The organism is Streptomyces eurocidicus, from assembly GCF_002891295.1.
In the GTDB taxonomy this organism is placed as follows: Bacteria; Actinomycetota; Actinomycetes; order Streptomycetales; family Streptomycetaceae; genus Streptomyces; species Streptomyces eurocidicus.
The window spans coordinates 63481-82379 of sequence record NZ_LGUI01000003.1; the positions used below are offsets into that span (position 1 = coordinate 63481).

Here is an 18899-nt window from a genome sequence, read left to right on the forward strand (position 1 = left end):
CATGCCTGTCTGTACTGTCCAGCGCGGTTCCCGGCCATGCGTCGCCTCACCCGCATCAGGATGACGAAACGTTTATCCATACCTCGTTCGAAGTAACCCCCTGAGAAAAGGCGTCGCCCGCCCCCCACAGCCGTAACGCGGGCCGGGCGAGGCGGGCGACGCTGTTCCGTGGTGCCGGCTACAGAGTGCCCGTCACGTTGGTGATGGTCACAACGGCGCCCGTCAGGGCGTTCTGGACCGTGATGACAGCGGAGCCGGCTAGGGTCTCGACGGTCCCGTCGCCGGGCGCGGCGATCGCAGGGGTGGTGAGGACGCCGAGGAGCGCGGCGGCCCCCAGCAGTACGGCAGTGATACGACGCATGGCTATACGCCTTTCAGAGCAGGGAAGTTGACGCTCGCCCCGGTGGCCGAATCGAGTCCCATCCCGACTGCCCAAGCCCATGGTCGGACATGCACCACTCACTCGGATGAGGAGCCGGGGAACCAGGCACCTGACGGCCCGGAACACGGGGGCCGCCGCCCGGCGCGGGCGCGCCCACGACGGCCCCGCCCACATCGCGGACGACAGCAGCCCCACCCCTTTCCCCTCGGACGCCCGCACCCACTGGGCGGGCGTCCGGTCAAGGAGCCTCGTACACCGGCGTGCCACGCTCCGGGCGCACCAAATCAGGTGCTGGCGACGCGCGAATCGTGGCTCTGGCACGGAATGTGAAACAGAGCCACCACGAGTCCGCCCCCGGCAGGGGTGACGACGCGCCCAGGTGTCGGTTCGCTCAGCGGTAGCGGGCGGCCTTGCGGCGCCGGGAGGGCTCCGTCACATCGGGTACCAACCCGGCCCCCGAGCCAGGAGTTTCGTTCCAGGTCCGGATCTTGGCCGCGACCCGTGCCAGACGTGCGTCGCCCGGACGCACAGTAAGGTAGAACAGGCCCTCGTAGGGGCGGCGGTCGTCGCCACCCCAGCGGACGACGCCTTCGGTGTCAGCGACGATGTCACGAATGATCAGCTGCTGCGCCGTAGTGAATTCGCCCCGTACGCCAGGCGGGTAGAAGGCCGGACGGATGACGACGGCGGTGCCGGAAGCCTGGTTCGACTCCGGGAGCCGGCTGTCGCGGACCACCGATGGTGCCACCCAGCCCTCAACCGGGTTCGGCTCGCCGTGCAGGCCGAGTGCATCGACCTCGTAGTGGAAGCGGCGGATCACATGAACCAGGACCGTCTCGGGATCTTCCATGCGTACGGAGACGTTCAGGCCGGTGCCAGCCACGTGACGGGTCCCGATGTCACCGCCGTCGTCAGCGGCCTTCTGCATCTCCCATCCATTGGCCGACGGCCGGCTGGTGAGAAGCCGACGGCGCCGGGCTTCGACGCGGCGCAGGGCCTCCTTCAGTCTGTCGTCCCTGAGAGGCTGCGGTGCGGCAACGGCCGAGGTAGCGAGGAGCCCGGTGGAGGCGAGGCTTGCGGCGGCAGTGACACCGGCCGCGACGGTGAGAGCGTGTCTGCGGGATATGCCGGTGAGGCTCAACGGGTCAGCCTTTCTTCCGTGTTGTTGTGCGTTGCTTGTGGTGGAGAACGACGGAGGTGAGGGCGCAGCTAAGCGCGAGCAGTAGCAGGAGAGCGACGGTTGGGTTGATGTAGCCGGGGATGACAATGGAATAGTCGTGCCCGTTCGATGCCTCGCACACGAGACGCAGCGGGATGAAGTCGCCTCTTCGGCCGACCAGGGTCGGTGTTCCCGCAGGTCGTTGCCGCTCGCATCTCTCGGCCAGCTCCTGGTCTTCGAGGAAGAGGAGGTGGAGACATCCCCACAAGTAGACGGCGAGTGCGGCGGCGCTCGTCAGCAGGGACAGGTCCCGCCATAGGCGGAAGGGGCCCCGGTGCGCCTGTGGGGTGAGCCGCGAGCACAGGTACCCGATGAGGCCCAGTAAGGTCGCCGCGCCGGCGATCAGGATGGTGAGCAAGCCTGTGAAGTTGTGCCCCTGCCAGGGGTTGGATGCCGTGATCATGATCTGTCAGGACTCGCGGATGATGCGGTTGTACTTCTCGAAGATTGCGTAAAGGGGCATCCGCAGCTTCGCGTCAGCGACTGCCTGGTCGCCGAAGCCCTGGTAGCGGCGGAGGATCTCAAAGGTCTCGGTGTCGGTGTAGTCGAGTGCGGGGCGGCGTATGGGGTTCTCGGCATGGTCTCCCCCCTTGCCGTCGGCTGCCCAGATGTGCAGGTGCGGAACGGTGCTCAGATTGAACACGTTGTCCTGGTTGACCTTCTGCCACATCGCCCATCTGTCGCGTTCGGAGGTTGCATCGAGGATGTCGCCCTCCAGGAGCCCTGCACGGATCGAGTTGTTCCGCGACAGGATGCACGTACGCCCGGACACCTTGGCGACACCGGTGCTGCTGTCGACCAACCTGACGACGCCAGGCAGGTCCTTGCCCCAGTCGGGAATTTTGCCGGTGTGGTACATCACCACCCCCGCGTCCTCGACTACATCCTTGTAGCTGTAGTGGCAGAACTCCCAGAACGCCGACGTCTGGATGAGCGCCTTACGCATGCGGTACCTGCGGGACGCCGAGGAGATGGCTGCGTCAGCGGTCATGATCGTTTCGAGGCACTGCTGCCGGGTGTAGACGTAGCCCGTACCTCCGGGCCTGCCGATCGATGCCATGTACTCGTCGGCCTCCTTGAGTAAGGCGGCCCAGTAGCTCAGGTTGAAGCCGATGTCGAGCTTCTGGGACGCCGCGGGGTAGAAGTCGCCCTGCCCCGTGTCTCGTCCGGAAGCGATGTTGTTATCGATCTCGATCTTGCTGTCACCGGAGCCGATCGTCTTGGTGACGATCTGGTCGAAGGCCCAGTTCTCCGGCATCGTGTAGCCAAGGTTGCCAGAGAAGCCTGACGACATGTCGGAGACGAAACTGGTGTCTGCGTAACCTTCCGCGGAGATCCGGGAGCACGCGTTGCGCGGGCCGTAGACCCCGACCTTGTAGGGGCTGCCCAGCTTGACCATCTCGTCCCTGACACTCCGAAAGTACGGCAGGATGTACGAGGTCACCTCATCGTCCACCGCGTCGTAGTCGACCGCGAAGTAGATGCGCGAACCGGGCTTGAATCCGTGCTCCTCCGCCTTGAACGCCGCGTTCATACAGTCCGTGACGCCTTGCGCGACGCTGTAGTAGTCCACCGAGCGGGCCCACGTCTGATAGATGGGGAAGCAGCGCAGTCCGTACTGCTGGATGGTCGCGAGCTCTCCCGGCTGGATCTCCTTTTCCGGGAGGCTGGTGGTGGAGGGGTTGTACAGGTACCGGCCGATGTACTTGTAGCCGGCGTCCTTGAGTGCCTGCGCACGGGCGGGGGTGACTTTGGTGACGCCGTCACACGCCGCGCCTTGTCGGGTCTGGTCGCCGTAGGAGACCAGCAGGGAGGACCACGTCTGGAAGTCGGCCTGCCCGTTGGCGGCGAGGTTCATGAACGCCTGGAACGCAGTGACGCTGTCGGCCAGCGAGGAGGTGAACGAAGTTGAGAAGGAAACCGGGCGCTTGTTGAGCACCATGGCCGCGGTGAACAGCTGCACCCACACTCCGGAGGAGCCGGTGGACAGCGTGTGACTCTTGAGGCCGGCCTGTGTGCCGGGGCCAAAAGCTCCGTTCGCGACGCCGTCGGCCATGCCCAGCTCATACTGGAGGGCAAAGAGCATCGACTTCGCGACATCACGGGAATGATGGCCGTCGCAAGGGATGATGTAGTAGTCCTTGCGGAGGACGTACCGCCCGTTCAACCACTGCTGGATGGAGCGGATCGTCTCCGAGCCATTGTTGACAGAGACATAAGCGTCCATGTTGAACAGGCCCTTGACCACCTTGGGCCACAGGGAACTGCCGGGGTAGGTACCGTCAACACCCATGTTCTGATTCAGCTTCGTCACCGCAGCCTTGACTCGGGAGTGGTACGTCCCGTTGATGTCGCCGCCGTCGTACCCCTTGCAGTACAGGGCGGACTGGATGATCCGGCAGAAGTCCGCCGACGGGATGGTGGTCTCGTCGAGCTTGCCGTATTTCTCCGCGATCTTGGAAAGGGTCGTCGAACCGAAGCTGTTGGAGAGCTCGGGGATGCCCAGCTCGTACTGGAGAGCACGAGTGAGGGCGTACATGGTGTTCCAGCTCGTCCTCCCATCTTCGGTCACTCTCATCCCGATCCGCGCCCCGTAGACGGAGTTCACGAACTTCTGCGCACGGAGCACCATTTCATCAGCCATAACAATCCCTTTGCCATCGTCAACTTTGAGTGGGCCTGTGAGACGATCTTCGGAATGGTTGTTTTCAGGGAGGGCCTGCCCGTGAAATCCGCGCCGCCGACGTATCGGGGATTCCGCCATCCGGCGGATATGACCAGCAACGCTGACTGGGCCGGGAACGCCAGGAAGACATCCCCGGCCCAGGAATCTACGGAGTGACGCAAAGATCAGCGCGAGCTTTTGGTGATGTCAGCGATCTCGGCGCTGGCCTTGTCGGGCACCGGGTGGTCGGAGTCACGGGCGATAAGTTCAGTCGGCCAGGTGACGCCTGGGTATACACCTGTAGTACTCGTTTCGACATGGACCGTAGTGCTGAATCCACTGGGACCAGTGACCCTGACACTCACCTTGTAGAAGGCCCGATCTTTGCCGTTATTGGTGATCGTGATCGGCACCTTCAGCCCACCATCGCTCCGGGTAGGCTGGTACACGATCACCTCACCGTCCCTCCCCTTGGCGACCGGCTTGCCGAATCCATAGCCGTTCGGTGCGGGTATGCCGGTCTGGCGAATGACCGGGTTCCCGGTGGGCGCCGCCACAGCTCGCTCGTCAGCAGCCTTACGCGCCGCGTCACTCAAGGGAGGGTGAGAGGTTGTCGGCGTCGTGGAATTTTGCGCCGAAGAACGTGCTGGGCTTTGAGCCGAAGTGTCGGCAGAAGTCTGCGCTCCGCAAGCAGTCAGGAGTGTGCCAACGGCGAAGACCGCCAGAGCGGAAGCTACCTCACAACGCCTAGTCACAGAGGTAAGCATGCTGCGTCTTGTAGTCGATGATGTTGCCGCCCGAGGGGTTCCACATCAAAGCGCTGACCGTAGCGCAGACCGGCTGACCGGTGAAGACCGGGCCAGCGTAGTTGAGATAGTTTCCCTGATCGGTCGAACAGGCGCCAGCGCTCCCGCAGACCGAGACCTTCATCTTGTACGAGGCGCTGCCCATGTTGTTGTCGAGAATCGAACAGCCGAAGTCATTGCCGCCCCTCGTGTAACTGAAGAGCGTAGCCAGACGCATCTTCGGGTCCGTGCCCTTGGGCAGCGGGATGGCAGTACTGAGTTTGTAGTCAGGGCCACAAGCCAGCATGGCCGCGGCTACTTCCTGCGGGTTGGCCTGGGCAAAGGCCCGGGTTTGAGCGTCGGCATAATCGGCTATGCGAACGACAGGCTTTTCAGCGGCTACTGCCTGCGGGACTGCGAGGACGCTCACAGCAAGCGCGGTGGCGACGACGGTCGCACCTAAGACAGGTCTGAGCTTGGCCATATGAAGGTTCTCCTCCGGTGGAACTGATGAGTGGTGCCACTAGTGCGGCCCTATCCACCTAACGGGGCTTGCCGGCTGATGCGTGTGGACACCAAGGTGACCGAACAAACCTTATCCAAAAGCAAGTTCGAAAGTCTGGACTTTAAGGCGATCCGCACGCGCACACTGAACACTTTGGCGACATAGGGTTACTCACACCCCCTTCGGGGCGGCCTTCGCGCTGGTGGCACCCATGAAGACGTAACGGAACGTCGCATCCAGCGGATGTGACATACGTCGCACCACCCTCCCGAGGTTGCGCTGCACTCGCACAGCAACCCTCTTCAGGGCTTGCAGGTGATTAGCCTCGATTCTTGAGCGGTCGAAATCACCTGACCGGCTTGACCGTTCGCCCTGCTTGCCCTGCACGTAGTCGGGGCCGGCTTAGCGCAGGACTCGCAGCAGCCCGGGCGGGCGACGATGAGCATCGCGACCCACTCGGCCAAGGCGCGAGGCAGGTCGAGCGCGGCAGGGAAGGGATCCAACGTAGCCTTTGTGTCGGTGAGTTGAAACTTCGAAAGCCTCCCTCGACGGCACGGGAGCCTCGCGGGTTACGGACACCGCCGCCCTCACCTCCAGGTCGATGGTTCCGATCACCCCACTGCGGTGATGTTCCCCGGGTACACGGCCAGGCGGACCGCTGGAAGGTCTCGAAGACCTGACCGAACTCATCCCCGTCGAGCACGGAGGCCCTCCCCCAAGGTGGCGACGAAGGCGGTCCACGCGGGGGTCGGGAAGAGGAGGATCGGGCCGCCGGGGGTCTTCGAGTCCCGGACCGGGACAACGCCCGGTATGTTGTCGGCGACTTCGAGGCAGTCGTCGGTCCCAGTGGCGCCTCCGCCACCGCTGTAGCTGCTCTTCCGCCACACCGGGCCGCACGGGTCGCGCTCAGCAATCATCTGCGTATTCCTCCGCCACTGACTGAACCAGGGACAAGGACGCTTCCGGCGACAGCGCGGCGGCCCCGACGAGATCGTAGGTCCGCTCGCAACGAGCCACCAATGCCGGATCGTCCAACAAGCTGCCGGACATGACGCCCTCGGAATATGCCACCGGAGGGGCGTCCTCGAAGGTCATGAGCTTGAGCATGCCGCTCAGCGCAGGGGCGCCCGCGCCGAACGGCAGCACCTGCATGCCGATCCGGCGATTCCGCACCAGCGTCACTACGCGCATCAGCTGTTCACGCATCACCACAGCGCCACCGACCTGGCGGCGGAGCACGCTTTCGTCGAGGACCACCCACAACATGGGCTCTGTTGGGTGGTCAACGATGCCTTGGCGCGCGAGACGCGTGGCCACCCGCGACTCAAGCTCTTCGTCCGGCGTGAAGGGGAAGGTTGCCAGGAGGATGGCACGAGCGTAGGCCGCCGTCTGGAACAGACCGGGCACGAACATGGGCGCATACGCCCGGATCGAATCGGCCAGCCCTTCGAGGTACGCCACCTCTGAGAAGTAGTCGATGTACGGCGAGCTGTTGATCAGCCCTTCGCACATCCGCGCGAAGAACCCATCGGTTTTCAGCGCCTCATCGATCCGCTCCGCCGCATCGAGCTGCGGTTTGCGGATCCCTGTCTCGAACTGGCCGATGTACGACCCCGAGCAGAAGACCCGCGTCCCCAGTTCCTGCTGCGTGAACCCCGCCGTTTCCCGGCGACGCTTCAGCTCGGAGCCGAAGAACTCCCACCCGACCTTGGACCGACCGAATCCCCCGGCACCGCGACCATTGGCCATGACCTAACTCCCTTGCTCCGCATGCCCGTTGTAGCGGGCCCACCCCTTCCGAGGCTATCCCCACCCCACAACGCTACGAACACAGTCAGTAAGGAACACCGCGAGGGGATCAGAGCAGTGATCGACCAGGCCGAGCCGGACACCACCGCAGAGACGAACACGGACACGAATCCAGGCACGGGCACAGACGAACGTCCCACCGGATTCCCCTGCCCCGATTGCACCCACTTCAGCGTCTCCCGGCACACCGCATGGCTCGCCGGGGACCACAGCAAGGCCACCGACTACACCGTCCTGCTCCGCCGTCACTGGCGTAGCGCCCACTGCGTGTAGCGGAGGCATGTGACGCGCCCGGCAGGGTGTCCCGGGGGATTCCCGGGTGCCCTACGGGCGCGTAACCACGGGCTCGGGGCCGGAGTTGGGCATCCACGGGTCGGGTACATAGTTACCCAAGGAGGGGAACCCGTGGAGACAGGAAACACGCACCATGGACGACGGCAACGGCAATGGCGACTCGCTCGAACGGATCCTTGCCGCGGCGATCGGCGACCGGGACCACGAGCACGAGCGCTGCCCGGAGTGCAGCCACCCGCTGCATGTCGTCGTCACGGCGGAGAGCCCCGGGGACGCCAGCTCGCCGGTGGTCGTCCGTGGCGTCTGCCCTGTATGTCCGAGAGGGCTGAGCGCCGGCACCTGATATCGCCGCTCGCGATACCCCCGCTGGCGATGGCCTGCCCGAATTGCCAGAACATGATGCAGTCGATGGGCAACGGCGTGTACAAGTGCTGGAACTGCGGATACACCAGCACCGGCTGACGCGCCCCTGGCGCTTTCCGGACCCCGCGCGCCGTCCGAGGGCTCCCGCGCGCCCTGCGCCGGAGGTGCGGTCCCGCCGGAATGCGGAGATGCTGGGTGCGTCAGCGTTCCGTGAGGAGGACTGTTATGTCCATGCTCGACAAGCTCAAGGGTCTACTCAAGGGGCACGAGGAACAGGCCCGCCAAGGCGTCGAGAAGGCCGGTGACGCCTTCGACGCCAAGACGGGGAACAAGTACCAGAGCCAGACCGACACGGTCCAGCAGAAGCTCAACGAACAGATCGGTGGGCAGGAAGGCGAACAGCGCCCTCCGCAGCCCTAGCCGCAGCCGCAGCCGTGCCGGCTCCGACGATCGGAGAACCGATCAGGAACGATCGGAGAGTGGTCACCAAAGCCGGTCGATCTCGCCCGGATAAAGCTCGACGCGGCTGCCCCGGAAGGCACCCGCGTCGCGCTTCGCCCGTGCCGTGAAGAATCCGGCCATCGTGACCTTGTCGAAGCCCGGCCCGTCGCTGGGGAAGGGCTCGCGCGGGGTGCCGCCGATGAGGACGGCGCCTTCCAGCTCGTCCCACCCGGCGCTCTCGTAGAAGCCCCGCAGCGGGCGGTCGCAGGTGAAGAGGCCCAGGTCGGCGCCGCTCTCCCGGATCGTCTCGCGGGCGGCGGCCACGAGCCGCCGGCCGTATCCCCGGCCCTGCCGCGCCGCGTCCGTGACGACGGCGCTCAGCCCGGCGGCCCGGTACGGCCGCCCACCGTGGACGATCTCCTTGGTGAGGATGTCGAGCGCGGCGGGAACCTCGCCGTCCGGGGAGACCAGGAGCATGGTGACGGGCCGCAGCGCGGGGTCGTGCGGGCCGCCGCCCGGCCACGCCTGCTCGCGCAGGGCGTCGGCGCGGGCGCGCAGCTCCGCCGGTACGTCCTCCTCGGCGAAGGTCATGATCCGCACCGCTGTTCCCCCTCGCGTCTCCGGCCGGGGACAGCCACCGCCATCCCCCATGTCTCCGCGCAGGTTAACCGAGCGCCGCGACACCCGCCTGGGCGAACTTCTCGTCCAGGTCGCCGCTGGGCGCGCCCGCGACGCCGATGCCCGCGACGGGACCGCCCTGCGCCTGCACCGGCGCGCCGCCCGGGAGGAAGAGGGTGCCGGGGATGTCCTTGAGGTTCGGGGCGCTCTGGAGGCGCTTGACCAGCTCCGAGGTGGGGGCGTTCCAGGAGACGGCCGTGTAGCCCTTGCGGACGGCGGACTCGTACGACTGCGGGCCCGCTCCGTCGCCGCGCAGGGTGACCAGGGTGTTGCCGTTGCGGTCGACCACGGCGACGGAGACCTTCTGGCCCCCCTTCTTCGCCGCGGCCAGGGCGCCCTGCGCCGCCTTGGTGGCCGCGTCCAGCGTCAGGTGGGTCGACTGCGTCAGGTGCTCGCCCTGCGCGGAGGCGCCGGCCTTCTTGGTCGCGGCGGCCGGGGTCGCGGCGACGGCCACCGCGCCGAACGTACCGGCGGCGGCCACGGCCACTGCGGCGCCGCCGGTGATCAGACGGGCGCGGGTGGACAGCTTCCGCTTCTTCGCGCCCTCGGTGGTCGTCGCCTCGTGCGCGGTCGGCGTGTTCGTCATGACGGGCTCCCTGTCGCTGTAGCTGTCTTGGTCGCAGCCGCTGGATCGTGCCGGGCCTCCCCGGGCCGCCGGCCTGCCCTTCCATCCTTGGCGCGGCCTCCCCCCACGGGCATCGGCGTCCCGGCTGCTCCGGCGGCGCCCGTCGGCCGACCCGGGGGTCGACCGATCGGATGATGCGGGCGCGGCCCACGCGGGTTAGAACGGTCTGGACCCCCGTCCACAGGAACCCGTCACTCCGGCAAGGAGCACCGTGCACCACCCCGAACCGGACGTCGCCGCCGACCCCGACGGACGTCGCTTCGGCGCGGTCATGCACGTCGCCTTCTTCCTGCTCCTCGGCGCCTCGTTCGCCCGCTTCCTCATCCGTCACCCCGGCGAGCCCCGTACCCCCTGGATCGTCGCCCTCAGCGTCACCCTCGCCCTCCTGCACATCCTGGGCGCCGTGGGCCCCGTCACCCGGGCCCGGCAGCGGCTGTGGCTGGGGGCGGTCGTCGCGGTGTGGGCGGTACTGGTCGTGCTCGCGCCGAGCTTCGCCTGGTGCGCGGTGCCGCTGTTCTTCACGGGCCTGCGCACCCTGCCCACCCGGGCCGCCCTGGCCCTGGTCGTCTTCCTCACCACCCTCGTCGTCGTGGCGCAGCTACGACTCGCCGCCGGCTTCGACCCCAACCTCGTACTCGCGCCACCCGCCGTCGCGGCCATCGCCACCGCCGTGCTCGTCCGCACCCAGCGGCAGTCGGCCCGGCAGCGGTCCTTGATCGAGGACCTGCTGCGGACCCGGCGCGAGCTGGCCGCCACCGAGCGGCGCGAGGGCGCGCTCGCCGAGCGGCAGCGGCTGTCGATGGAGATCCACGACACGCTCGCGCAGGGCCTGTCCAGCCAGCGGATGCTGCTGCAGGCCGCGGACCGCACCTGGGACGCCGACCCGGAGGCGGCGCGCCGCCACGTCCGTACGGCGGCGGAGGTCGCGGCGCGCGGGCTCGCCGAGGCCCGGCGGTTCGTGCACGACCTGGCGCCGCCGCAGTTCGACGGCGGGCTGGGCCTGGCGGACGCGCTCCGGGAGCTGGCCACGGAGCGGGGTGACGGGGGCGCCGCCCCCGAGGTGCGGTTCCATGTCGACGGCGCGCCCGTACCGCTGCCCGAGCGGGTGCGGTCGGCGCTGCTGCGGATCGCACAGGGCGCCCTGGCGAACGTACGGGAGCACGCCGGCGCGACCACGGCGGCGCTCACCCTCAGCTATCTGGGTGATCAGGTGGTCCTGGACGTCGCCGACGACGGGCGGGGGTTCGACCCCGCCGCGCCCGCGCCGGCCGCCGGGGAGCGCGGGTACGGGCTGCCCGCGATGCGGGCCCGGGTGCGCCGGCTCGGGGGGACGCTCACGGTGGAGTCCGCGCCCGGTGAGGGCACCGTCCTGTCGGCGGCCGTGCCGCTGGCCCCGCCCCTGGCCCCGCCCCTGGCCCCGCCCCTGGAGACGTCATGAATCAGCCGGATCAGTCGGCCGCCCTCCCGGATCCCTCCCCTCCGGTACGCGTCCTGCTCTGCGACGACCACGCCGTCGTACGAGCCGGCCTGCGCGCGCTCCTGGCCAGCGCGCCCGGCGTCGAGGTCGTCGGCGAGGCGGGCGACGGCGCCGAGGCCGTGGCGCTGGCGGCGCGGCTGCGGCCCGCCGTCGTACTGATGGATCTCCAGCTCGGGGCCGGGATGGACGGCATCGAGGCGACCCGGCGGATCGTCGCGGAGGCGGCCGGAGGTGGCGGTTCCGGTGGGCCGTACGTGCTGGTGCTGACGACGTACGACACGGACGCCGACATCACGCGCGCGATCGAGGCCGGCGCAACAGGCTATCTGTTGAAGGCGGAACGCCCCGAGGAGCTCTTTTCGGCCATCCAGGCGGCGGCCGAGGGGCGGACGGCGCTTTCGCCCCCGGTGGCCGGGCGGGTGATGGCCCGGATGAGGGGGGCCGTTCGGCCCTCCCTGACGGAGCGGGAGCGTGACATCCTCGGACAGCTCGCCCGGGGGCTCGGGAACCGTGAGATCGCCCGCGCGTTGTTCATCAGCGAGGCGACGGTGAAAACTCATTTGGGGCGTATTTACGACAAGTTGGGGGTCGATACCCGTTCCGGCGCGGTCGCCGTGGCGAAGGAGCAGCGGTTGCTGCCCTGAGCCGGCGCGGCACCCGGCCGGCGGGGCCGGGGCGGATCGGTAAGGCAGGCGGACGGGCGGACGGGCGGACGGGCGGACGGGCGGATCCAACAGGACGGTTGACGGAGCGCGACGCGGCGCGGCGCGCGTCGGGGCTCGGCGGCGACCGGCACAACCCCGGGAGCGGAACAGCGACTTCCGGTGTACGTCGCCACCGTCGCCCCGACCCTCTTCGCCACCGCCACCCCGCCCCCCTTCACCACCGTCGCCCCGACCCCCTTCGTGACAACCGCCCTTGACGCACCCTTCGTTCCGATACACCCCTTCGCTCCCGGCTTTCGGATTGCATGCAATCTCGCTGCTCCGTATGCAATCGCATCCAATCCTGATCGCGGAACGTCCATACGTGACAATTCAAGTCCGGACCAACGCGGAGCAGTTCACCGCATAGCGGAATCAATCCACCGCTCATCGGAGAACGACAGGTCAAATCCTTGTTGCGCCCCTGTCAATGTCCTCGGATCGGTGGCACTCTCTCCTCAATTCGCTCCTGCACCACTCCTGCACCACCCAGGCTTCACCCTCGCTTCATCGGGCGGTCGGTGATCCCGGCTGCCCCAACCCCCCATACAGGGCCATCTGTTCATGGCCCGCCTGCTTAGGAGTCAGAGTTGAGAAGCATCACCTCCACCTCCCGCAAGAACACCCTGCGTGCCGCCGCCCTGGTCGCCTCCGCCGCGATGGTCGTCGTCGGCGTGCAGAGCGGCGCGGCGAACGCGTCCGCCGACCGCGCGACGGGCGGCCAGCAGCTGACGCTCTCGGCCGACCAGCGGGTCGCCGCGATCAAGGGTGCGCAGACCGACGCGGCCGCCACCGCCGCCAAGATCGGTCTCGGCGGCAAGGAGAAGCTCGTCGTCCGTGACGTGATCAAGGACGCCGACGGCACCGTCCACACGCGCTACGAGCGCACCTTCGACGGCCTGCCCGTCCTCGGCGGCGACCTCGTCGTCCACGAGGCCAAGAGCGGCAAGCGCAGCGTCGACAAGGCGACCGAGGCCGACATAGCCGTGCCCACCACGACGCCGTCCCTCGCCCCGGCCGCGGCGAAGAAGAGCGCCCTGAGCGCCGCCGCCGAGGAGAAGACCGCCAAGACCGACACCCAGGCCCCGCGCAAGGTCATCTGGGCCGGGAGCGGCAAGCCGGTCCTCGCCTACGAGACCGTCGTCACCGGCGTCCAGAAGGACGGCACGCCCAGCAAGCTGCACGTCATCACCGACGCGGCCACCGGCAAGAAGCTCTTCCAGCGCGAGGGCGTGCACACCGGCACGGGCACCAGCACCTACAGCGGCAAGGTCGACCTGACCACCACGAAGAGCGGCTCGACCTTCCAGCTCACCGACGGCGTCCGCGGCGGCCACAAGACGTACGACCTGAACCAGGGCACCTCCGGCACCGGCACGCTCTACACCGACGCCGACGACATCTGGGGCGGCGGCCGTCAGACCGCCGGCGTGGACGCCCACTACGGTGCCGCCACGACCTGGGACTTCTACAAGAACGTCCTCGGCCGCAGCGGCATCAAGAACGACGGCAAGGGTGCCTACTCGCGCGTCCACTACGGCAACGGCTACGTCAACGCCTTCTGGGACGACGAGTGCTTCTGCATGACGTACGGCGACGGCGAGAACAACGCCAACCCGCTGACCGCGCTCGACGTCGCGGCCCACGAGATGTCGCACGGCGTCACCTCGGCGACCGCCAACCTGAACTACAGCGGTGAGTCGGGCGGCCTCAACGAGGCCACCTCCGACATCTTCGGCACCGCCACCGAGTTCTACGCCAACAACTCCTCCGACACCGGTGACTACCTCATCGGCGAGGAGATCAACATCAACGGCGACGGCACCCCGCTGCGCTACATGGACAAGCCGAGCAAGGACGGCGCGTCGAAGGACTACTGGTCCTCCGGCCTCGGCAACACCGACGTCCACTACTCCTCGGGCCCGGCCAACCACTTCTTCTACCTGCTGTCCGAGGGCAGCGGCGCGAAGACCATCAACGGTGTGAGCTACAACAGCCCCACCTACAACAACTCCAAGATCACGGGCATCGGTCGGGACAAGGCCACCAAGATCTGGTACAAGGCCCTGACCACGTACTTCACCTCCACCACCAACTACAAGGCGGCCCGCGCCGGCACCCTGAAGGCCACCGCGGACCTCTACGGCGCCACCAGCACCGAGTACAAGACGGTCGCCGCCACCTGGACCGCGATCAACGTCAAGTGATCGACGTCAGGTGATCGCCGCCGAGCGATCGGCCTCAACCGATCGACGGCAAGCGATCGACGGCAAGTGCTCGAAGGCTCCGGCGCCAGGTGATCGTCGCCAGTGTCTCGACGTCGGGTGACCGACGCCGGATGACCGGCTCCGGGCGGCGGCACCGGGTGGTCGGCACCCGGTGACACCCCGCCCGTCCGGACCGGTCACCGTGCGGTGACACCCCCCTTCCACCGAATCACCGCACCCCGCGCCCCCCACCGCCTCCACAGGTGGGGGGCGCGGACCTGCTCGTACACGTTTACGCACAGACCCGGTGGGCGTGACACCATCGAGGCGTGATCGACCTCGGCTACTCGCTCTCGCGCCGCTTCCCCGACCCCCCGCAGACGGACTACCGCACCGCGGACGTGCGGACGCTGCGCCACGACCTCTTCTGCGGGGACGTCTACCTCGCCGACGTGAAGACCGACCGCGAGCTGTCCACAGCCTGGGGATGGGTGCCGGTCCTGGACTTCGCCTGGGCACTGTGCGACGTGATCGAGCAGGTCGACCGCGACCCCCGGGGCAACCGGGCGTCCACCCCGCAGTTCGCGGAGCTGGACTTCACCGAGTCCACCGACTGCATGATCTTCGAACGGCGCTTCGGCTGGGTGGAGGTCTCCGCCGACTGGATGCCGGCGGACGAGCCCGCGCTCACCTTCAACCACAAGGCGCTGCGCCGCGAGGCCCGCGACTTCCTGCACGACCTGATCGCCGACCTCTCGGACATGCACGAGGGCCTCGCCGACAACCCGGTCGTCTGGGACCTCCAGAGCCGCTTCCCGCGCATCTGAACCGGCCGCCCCCACCCCCTGGTCAGTCGGTGGGCGGCTCCACCCGCACCCCTATCTGCGCGGCGAACACGGGGGCCAGGTCCAGCAGTTGCGCGGGGCTGATGACGGCCCCCGACAGCCGGTCGACCCCGCGCGCTATGTCCAGCTCGGCGGCCGCCCGCAGATCGACGTCCTTCATCCGGGCGGCCGAGAAGTCCACCCGGCGCAGCGCGCAGTCGCGGAAGACCACGCGCTCCAGGGTCGCCGCCCCGAAATCGGCCTCCGAGAGCACACAGCCCTCGAACGTCACGTCCTTCAGCGTGGCCTTGCGCAGATTCAGATAGTCGATCTTGCCGCCGCGCACCACGACCCGCTCCAGGGTCGCGCCGTGCAGCTGGACGCCGCCGAGCCGGGCGTCCGTCAGCTCCACGTCCCGCAGAGTGGCCTCCGCCAGGTCCGTGCCCACACCGCGGACGCCGTCCAGGACGCAGTCCGTGAAGCGCACGCGGCCGAAGCGCGCCTCGTCCAGCGCGCAGCGGCGCAACCGGCAGTCCATGAAGCGGGCGCCCCGGGCCCGCTGCCCCACGAAGTCCGCCTCGATGAACTCCAGGCCGTCGTAATCCCCCTCGGGCTCCAGCCCGGATCCCCCGTACGGGCGCAGCGGAGGCAGCCTCACATCTGGCAGCCTGGCCATCGGGGCCGCCTTCCGCGCGCCCTTCCCGCGCGGGCCGCCGCGCGCCCCGGCCCGGGCCGCACCCCGCCCGGCGCCGCCCGTCCCGCCGTCCGTCCCGCCGTCTGCCCCGCTGCCGATCGCCATGGATCCACCGTGGCACACGGCACTGACAACGGCCTTGACCTCGATCGCGGTTGAGGTTGAAAGCTCGACTACGCCGCTCGAAGCTCGAAGCACCACCACCCGCCCCGCCCCCGAGGGAGCACCGCATGCACGCCGTCCGACTCCACGCCTTCGGCCCCGCCGAGAACCTCACCTACGAGCGGACCTCGGATCCCGAGCCGGGGCCGGGGCAGGTGCGGGTGGCGGTGACGGCCGCGGGGGTGCACCTGATCGACACCGCGCTCCGCAAGGGCACCACCAAGGGGCCGTACGGGCCGCCCGAGCTGCCCACGATCCCCGGCCGGGAGGTCGCGGGCACCGTGGACGCCGTGGGCGAGGGCACCGACCCCTCGTGGCTGGGCCGCCGCGTCGTCGCCCACCTCGGCATGGTCCCCGGCGGCTACGCCGAGCTGGCCGTGACCGACGTCGGCAACCTCCACGAGATCCCCGAGGGGCTGCGCGAGGAGCACGCCATCGCCATGGTGGGCACCGGCCGGATGGCCCTCGACATCCTCTCCTTCCGGGAGCCGACCGCCGACGACGTCGTCGTGGTGCTGGCCGCCGCCGGGGGCATCGGCGCCCTCCTCGTCCAGCTCGCGAAGGGCGCGGGCGCCCGCGTCGTGGGCCTCGCGGGCGGCCCCTCCAAGGTGGAGCGGGTGCGCGGGCTGGGCGCCGACATCGCCCTCGACTACACCCGGCCGGACTGGGCCGACGCGGCCCGCACCGCCCTCGGCGGCGCCGCCGCGACCGTCGTCTTCGACGGCGTCGGGGGCCCGGCGGCCCGTGCCGCCGCCGGGCTGCTCGGCACGGGCGGCACGCATGTCGCCTACGGCTGGGCCTCGGCCGTCACCACCGGCGAGACCCCCGGACCGGTCCTCACCCCGGAGGAACTCACGGCCCGCTCCCTCACCTCGCACGACGTACTCGGCGACCCGATGCTGAAGCGGGTCGGAGGTCCGGAGGGGATGCGGCGGCTGCGGGCGGAGGCGTTGCGGCGGGCGGCGGCGGGAGATTTCACGCCGCTGATCACGCGGTTTCCGCTGGCGGAGGCGGCGGCGGCGCATCGCGCGTTGGAATCGCGCGGGACGGTGGGGAAGGTTGTGCTCATTCCTTGAGCGGGTGGGGTGGGGTGGGGTGCGCCTGCGGCGGGCCTTTCCCCACCCCGCCCCTTCCCGTAACCGGGGCTCCGCCCCGGACCCCGGTCCTCAATCGCCGGACGGGCTGAAAATCAGCCCGTCCGGCGATTGAGGACATTCGGGAAGGGGCGGGGCTGGGGAAAAAGCCCCGCGCAGCGGCAACACCCCCCACTCCCGACGCGCGCCCCATCCCCATCCGGCCTAACCTGGTGGGTGATCGCCCGCGATCGGAAGCGAGGGTCCGATGAGCGCCAGCCCGACACCCCCCGGCCCCCGCCGCTGGTGGGCCCTCGTCGTCATCGCGATCGCACAGCTCATGGTCGTCCTCGACGCGACCATCGTGAACATCGCCCTCCCCTCCGCGCAGCGCGAACTCCACATGTCCGACGGCAACCGGCAGTGGGTCATCACCGCCTACACCCTCGCCTTCGGCGGGCTGCTGCTCCTCGGCGGGCGGATCGCCGACCTGGTGGGGCGGAAGCTCACCTTCATGACCGGTCTGCTGGGCTTCGCGGGCGCCTCCGCGCTCGGCGGCGCCGCGCACACCTCCGGTCTGCTGTTCATGGCCCGCGCCCTCCAGGGCGCCTTCGGCGCGCTCCTGGCGCCCTCCGCGCTCTCCCTGCTGACGACCACGTTCACGGACGGGAAGGAGCGCGGCAAGGCGTTCGGGATCTACGGCGCCATCGCAGGCGGCGGCGCCGCCATCGGCCTGATCGCGGGCGGGCTGCTCACCGAGTACCTCGACTGGCGCTGGTGCCTCTACGTCAACATCCCCATCGCCGTCATCGCCTTCCTCGGCGCCCTCGTCTTCCTCCATGACGACCGGCGCCGCCGCGAGGACGGCCGGCCGCGTCTGGACATCCCCGGCGCCGTCCTGGGCTGCGGCGGCCTCGTCGCGATCGTCTACGGATGCAGCGAGGCGGAGCCGCGCGGCTGGGGCGACCCACTGGTGCTCGGGCTGCTCTGCGGGGGCGTGGCGCTGCTGGGCGTCTTCGCCTGGTGGCAGAGCCGGGCCCGGAACCCCCTGCTGCCGCTGCACGTCCTCCGCGACCGCAACCGTGCCGGCTCGTTCCTGGTCATGGGGCTCGCCGTGATCGCGATGTTCGGCATGTTCCTGTTCATGACCTACTACCTCCAGGTCGTGCTCGGCTACTCCCCCGTCCGCACCGGCCTGGCGTTCCTCCCGATGACGGCCGCGATCATCCTGGGCTCCACCCAGATATCGGCCCGGCTGATGACCCATGTGCCGCCGCGCACCCTGATGGTCCCGGGCGCCGTCCTGGCCGCGTGCGGGCTCTTCCTGCTGACCTTCCTGACCGCCGAACCCGCCTACGTCACCCATGTGCTGCCCGCCGAGCTGCTCGTCGGCCTCGGCATGGGTCTGATCTTCATGCCGGTGATGGCGACCGCCACGGCGGGTGTCGCCCCTCAGGACGCCGGCGTCACTTCCGCCACCGTCAACACAGCCCAGCAGGTCGGTGGCTCCATCGGCACCGCCCTCCTCAACACGATCGCGACCACCGCCAGCACCACGTACATCACGGCTCATCTGAAGACGGCGGCCGCCACCAGCGGCGGGCAGCTCACGGCCCCGGTACGCGACCACATCGTCAAGACCGGTGTCGTGCACGGCTTCAACATCGCCATCGCCTGGGGCGCGGGCATCATGCTGCTGGCCGGCGCCGTCGGCTGGCTGCTGGTCACCACCGGCGCCCCCAAACACGCGAGCCCGGCCGGTGACCTCGCCCGTCCCTCGGAGGCCGCCGTGGAAGCCGCCGAACGCCACCACATGCGGGCCTACGAGGAGGGCGAGGGGAACGAGACCGACGAGTTCCCCGCCGAACGCTGAAGGGGCCCGGGAACAGGGCTACCGGGCGATCCGGTTCAATGCCGCCGCCGAGAGCAGCACCCGGGCCGTCCGGCTCCGGAAGTCCCCGGGATTCCCGGTGACCGGCACGCTCCCCGAGG

20 protein-coding genes are annotated in these 18899 nt (G+C 69.0%); 9 read left to right on the forward strand and 11 right to left on the reverse strand.

Features of this window, described 5'->3' with window-relative positions:
• Positions 1-178: 178 nt before the first annotated feature.
• The 8 genes from AF335_RS09965 to AF335_RS10000 all read right to left on the reverse strand — a co-directional run bounded on the left by AF335_RS09965 (position 179) and on the right by AF335_RS10000 (position 7305).
• Positions 179-361, reverse strand: coding sequence for a hypothetical protein (locus AF335_RS09965; RefSeq protein ID WP_102917999.1), 183 nt, complete (start codon positions 359-361; stop codon positions 179-181).
• Between the two features lie 412 nt (positions 362-773).
• A complete protein-coding gene (locus tag AF335_RS09970) occupies positions 774-1310 on the reverse strand; it encodes a hypothetical protein (RefSeq protein ID WP_342353951.1) in 537 nt (178 codons plus the stop codon).
• A 217-nt stretch (positions 1311-1527) separates the two neighbouring features.
• The gene (locus tag AF335_RS09975; RefSeq protein WP_228773301.1) at positions 1528-1959 is read right to left on the reverse strand and encodes a hypothetical protein; all 432 of its coding nucleotides are present in this window, start codon (positions 1957-1959) and stop codon (positions 1528-1530) included.
• A 51-nt stretch (positions 1960-2010) separates the two neighbouring features.
• On the reverse strand, positions 2011-4245 hold the full coding sequence (locus tag AF335_RS09980) for a glycoside hydrolase domain-containing protein (RefSeq protein ID WP_102918002.1): 2235 nt from the start codon (positions 4243-4245) through the stop codon (positions 2011-2013).
• Between the two features lie 206 nt (positions 4246-4451).
• Positions 4452-4823 (reverse strand): hypothetical protein, encoded by a 372-nt coding sequence (locus AF335_RS34020; protein WP_146045491.1) that lies wholly within the window; start codon positions 4821-4823, stop codon positions 4452-4454.
• Between the two features lie 190 nt (positions 4824-5013).
• Positions 5014-5535: a hypothetical protein gene (locus tag AF335_RS09985; RefSeq protein WP_102918003.1), complete on the reverse strand. Its 522-nt coding sequence runs from the start codon at positions 5533-5535 to the stop codon at positions 5014-5016.
• A 707-nt stretch (positions 5536-6242) separates the two neighbouring features.
• A complete protein-coding gene (locus tag AF335_RS09995) occupies positions 6243-6473 on the reverse strand; it encodes a DUF397 domain-containing protein (protein ID WP_102918004.1) in 231 nt (76 codons plus the stop codon).
• Entirely contained in the window at positions 6463-7305 is an 843-nt protein-coding gene (locus AF335_RS10000) for a helix-turn-helix domain-containing protein (RefSeq protein ID WP_102918005.1), read from the reverse strand. The genes AF335_RS09995 and AF335_RS10000 overlap by 11 nt, the downstream gene beginning before the upstream one ends.
• Positions 7306-7422: 117 nt before the next feature.
• Here AF335_RS10000 and AF335_RS10005 point away from each other — a divergent pair, with 117 nt between their 5' ends.
• From AF335_RS10005 to AF335_RS10015, 3 genes are all read left to right on the forward strand, one after another.
• On the forward strand, positions 7423-7638 hold the full coding sequence (locus AF335_RS10005) for a hypothetical protein (RefSeq protein WP_102918006.1): 216 nt from the start codon (positions 7423-7425) through the stop codon (positions 7636-7638).
• Between the two features lie 154 nt (positions 7639-7792).
• Positions 7793-8002 (forward strand): hypothetical protein, encoded by a 210-nt coding sequence (locus AF335_RS10010; protein WP_102918007.1) that lies wholly within the window; start codon positions 7793-7795, stop codon positions 8000-8002.
• A gap of 245 nt (positions 8003-8247) precedes the next feature.
• Positions 8248-8442, forward strand: coding sequence for an antitoxin (locus tag AF335_RS10015; protein WP_102918008.1), 195 nt, complete (start codon positions 8248-8250; stop codon positions 8440-8442).
• Positions 8443-8505: 63 nt separating this feature from the next.
• Here AF335_RS10015 and AF335_RS10020 read toward each other — a convergent pair whose 3' ends face one another.
• Together AF335_RS10020 and AF335_RS10025 are read right to left on the reverse strand one after the other, a co-directional pair.
• The gene (locus AF335_RS10020) at positions 8506-9054 is read right to left on the reverse strand and encodes a GNAT family N-acetyltransferase (protein ID WP_228773312.1); all 549 of its coding nucleotides are present in this window, start codon (positions 9052-9054) and stop codon (positions 8506-8508) included.
• Between the two features lie 73 nt (positions 9055-9127).
• Complete coding sequence (locus AF335_RS10025) at positions 9128-9727, reverse strand: GlcG/HbpS family heme-binding protein (RefSeq protein WP_102918010.1); 600 nt, start codon at positions 9725-9727, stop codon at positions 9128-9130.
• A gap of 310 nt (positions 9728-10037) precedes the next feature.
• Between AF335_RS10025 and AF335_RS10030 the strand changes: the two genes are divergently transcribed.
• From AF335_RS10030 to AF335_RS10045, 4 genes are all read left to right on the forward strand, one after another.
• Positions 10038-11204 (forward strand): sensor histidine kinase, encoded by a 1167-nt coding sequence (locus AF335_RS10030; protein WP_102918695.1) that lies wholly within the window; start codon positions 10038-10040, stop codon positions 11202-11204.
• Positions 11201-11887: a response regulator gene (locus AF335_RS10035; protein ID WP_102918011.1), complete on the forward strand. Its 687-nt coding sequence runs from the start codon at positions 11201-11203 to the stop codon at positions 11885-11887. The genes AF335_RS10030 and AF335_RS10035 overlap by 4 nt, the downstream gene beginning before the upstream one ends.
• A gap of 650 nt (positions 11888-12537) precedes the next feature.
• Positions 12538-14154, forward strand: a complete 1617-nt coding sequence (locus AF335_RS10040) for a M4 family metallopeptidase (RefSeq protein WP_102918012.1) — start codon at positions 12538-12540, stop codon at positions 14152-14154.
• A 329-nt stretch (positions 14155-14483) separates the two neighbouring features.
• Positions 14484-14981, forward strand: a complete 498-nt coding sequence (locus AF335_RS10045) for a hypothetical protein (protein ID WP_102918013.1) — start codon at positions 14484-14486, stop codon at positions 14979-14981.
• 22 nt (positions 14982-15003) lie between these two features.
• Here AF335_RS10045 and AF335_RS10050 read toward each other — a convergent pair whose 3' ends face one another.
• Positions 15004-15777 (reverse strand): pentapeptide repeat-containing protein, encoded by a 774-nt coding sequence (locus tag AF335_RS10050; protein WP_102918014.1) that lies wholly within the window; start codon positions 15775-15777, stop codon positions 15004-15006.
• Between the two features lie 125 nt (positions 15778-15902).
• Between AF335_RS10050 and AF335_RS10055 the strand changes: the two genes are divergently transcribed.
• Both AF335_RS10055 and AF335_RS10060 read left to right on the forward strand, forming a co-directional pair.
• Positions 15903-16910 carry a zinc-binding dehydrogenase gene (locus AF335_RS10055; RefSeq protein ID WP_102918015.1) on the forward strand — a complete coding sequence of 336 codons (1008 nt, stop codon included), beginning with the start codon at positions 15903-15905 and terminating at the stop codon, positions 16908-16910.
• A 265-nt stretch (positions 16911-17175) separates the two neighbouring features.
• On the forward strand, positions 17176-18780 hold the full coding sequence (locus tag AF335_RS10060) for an MFS transporter (protein ID WP_102918016.1): 1605 nt from the start codon (positions 17176-17178) through the stop codon (positions 18778-18780).
• Positions 18781-18899: the final 119 nt, after the last annotated feature.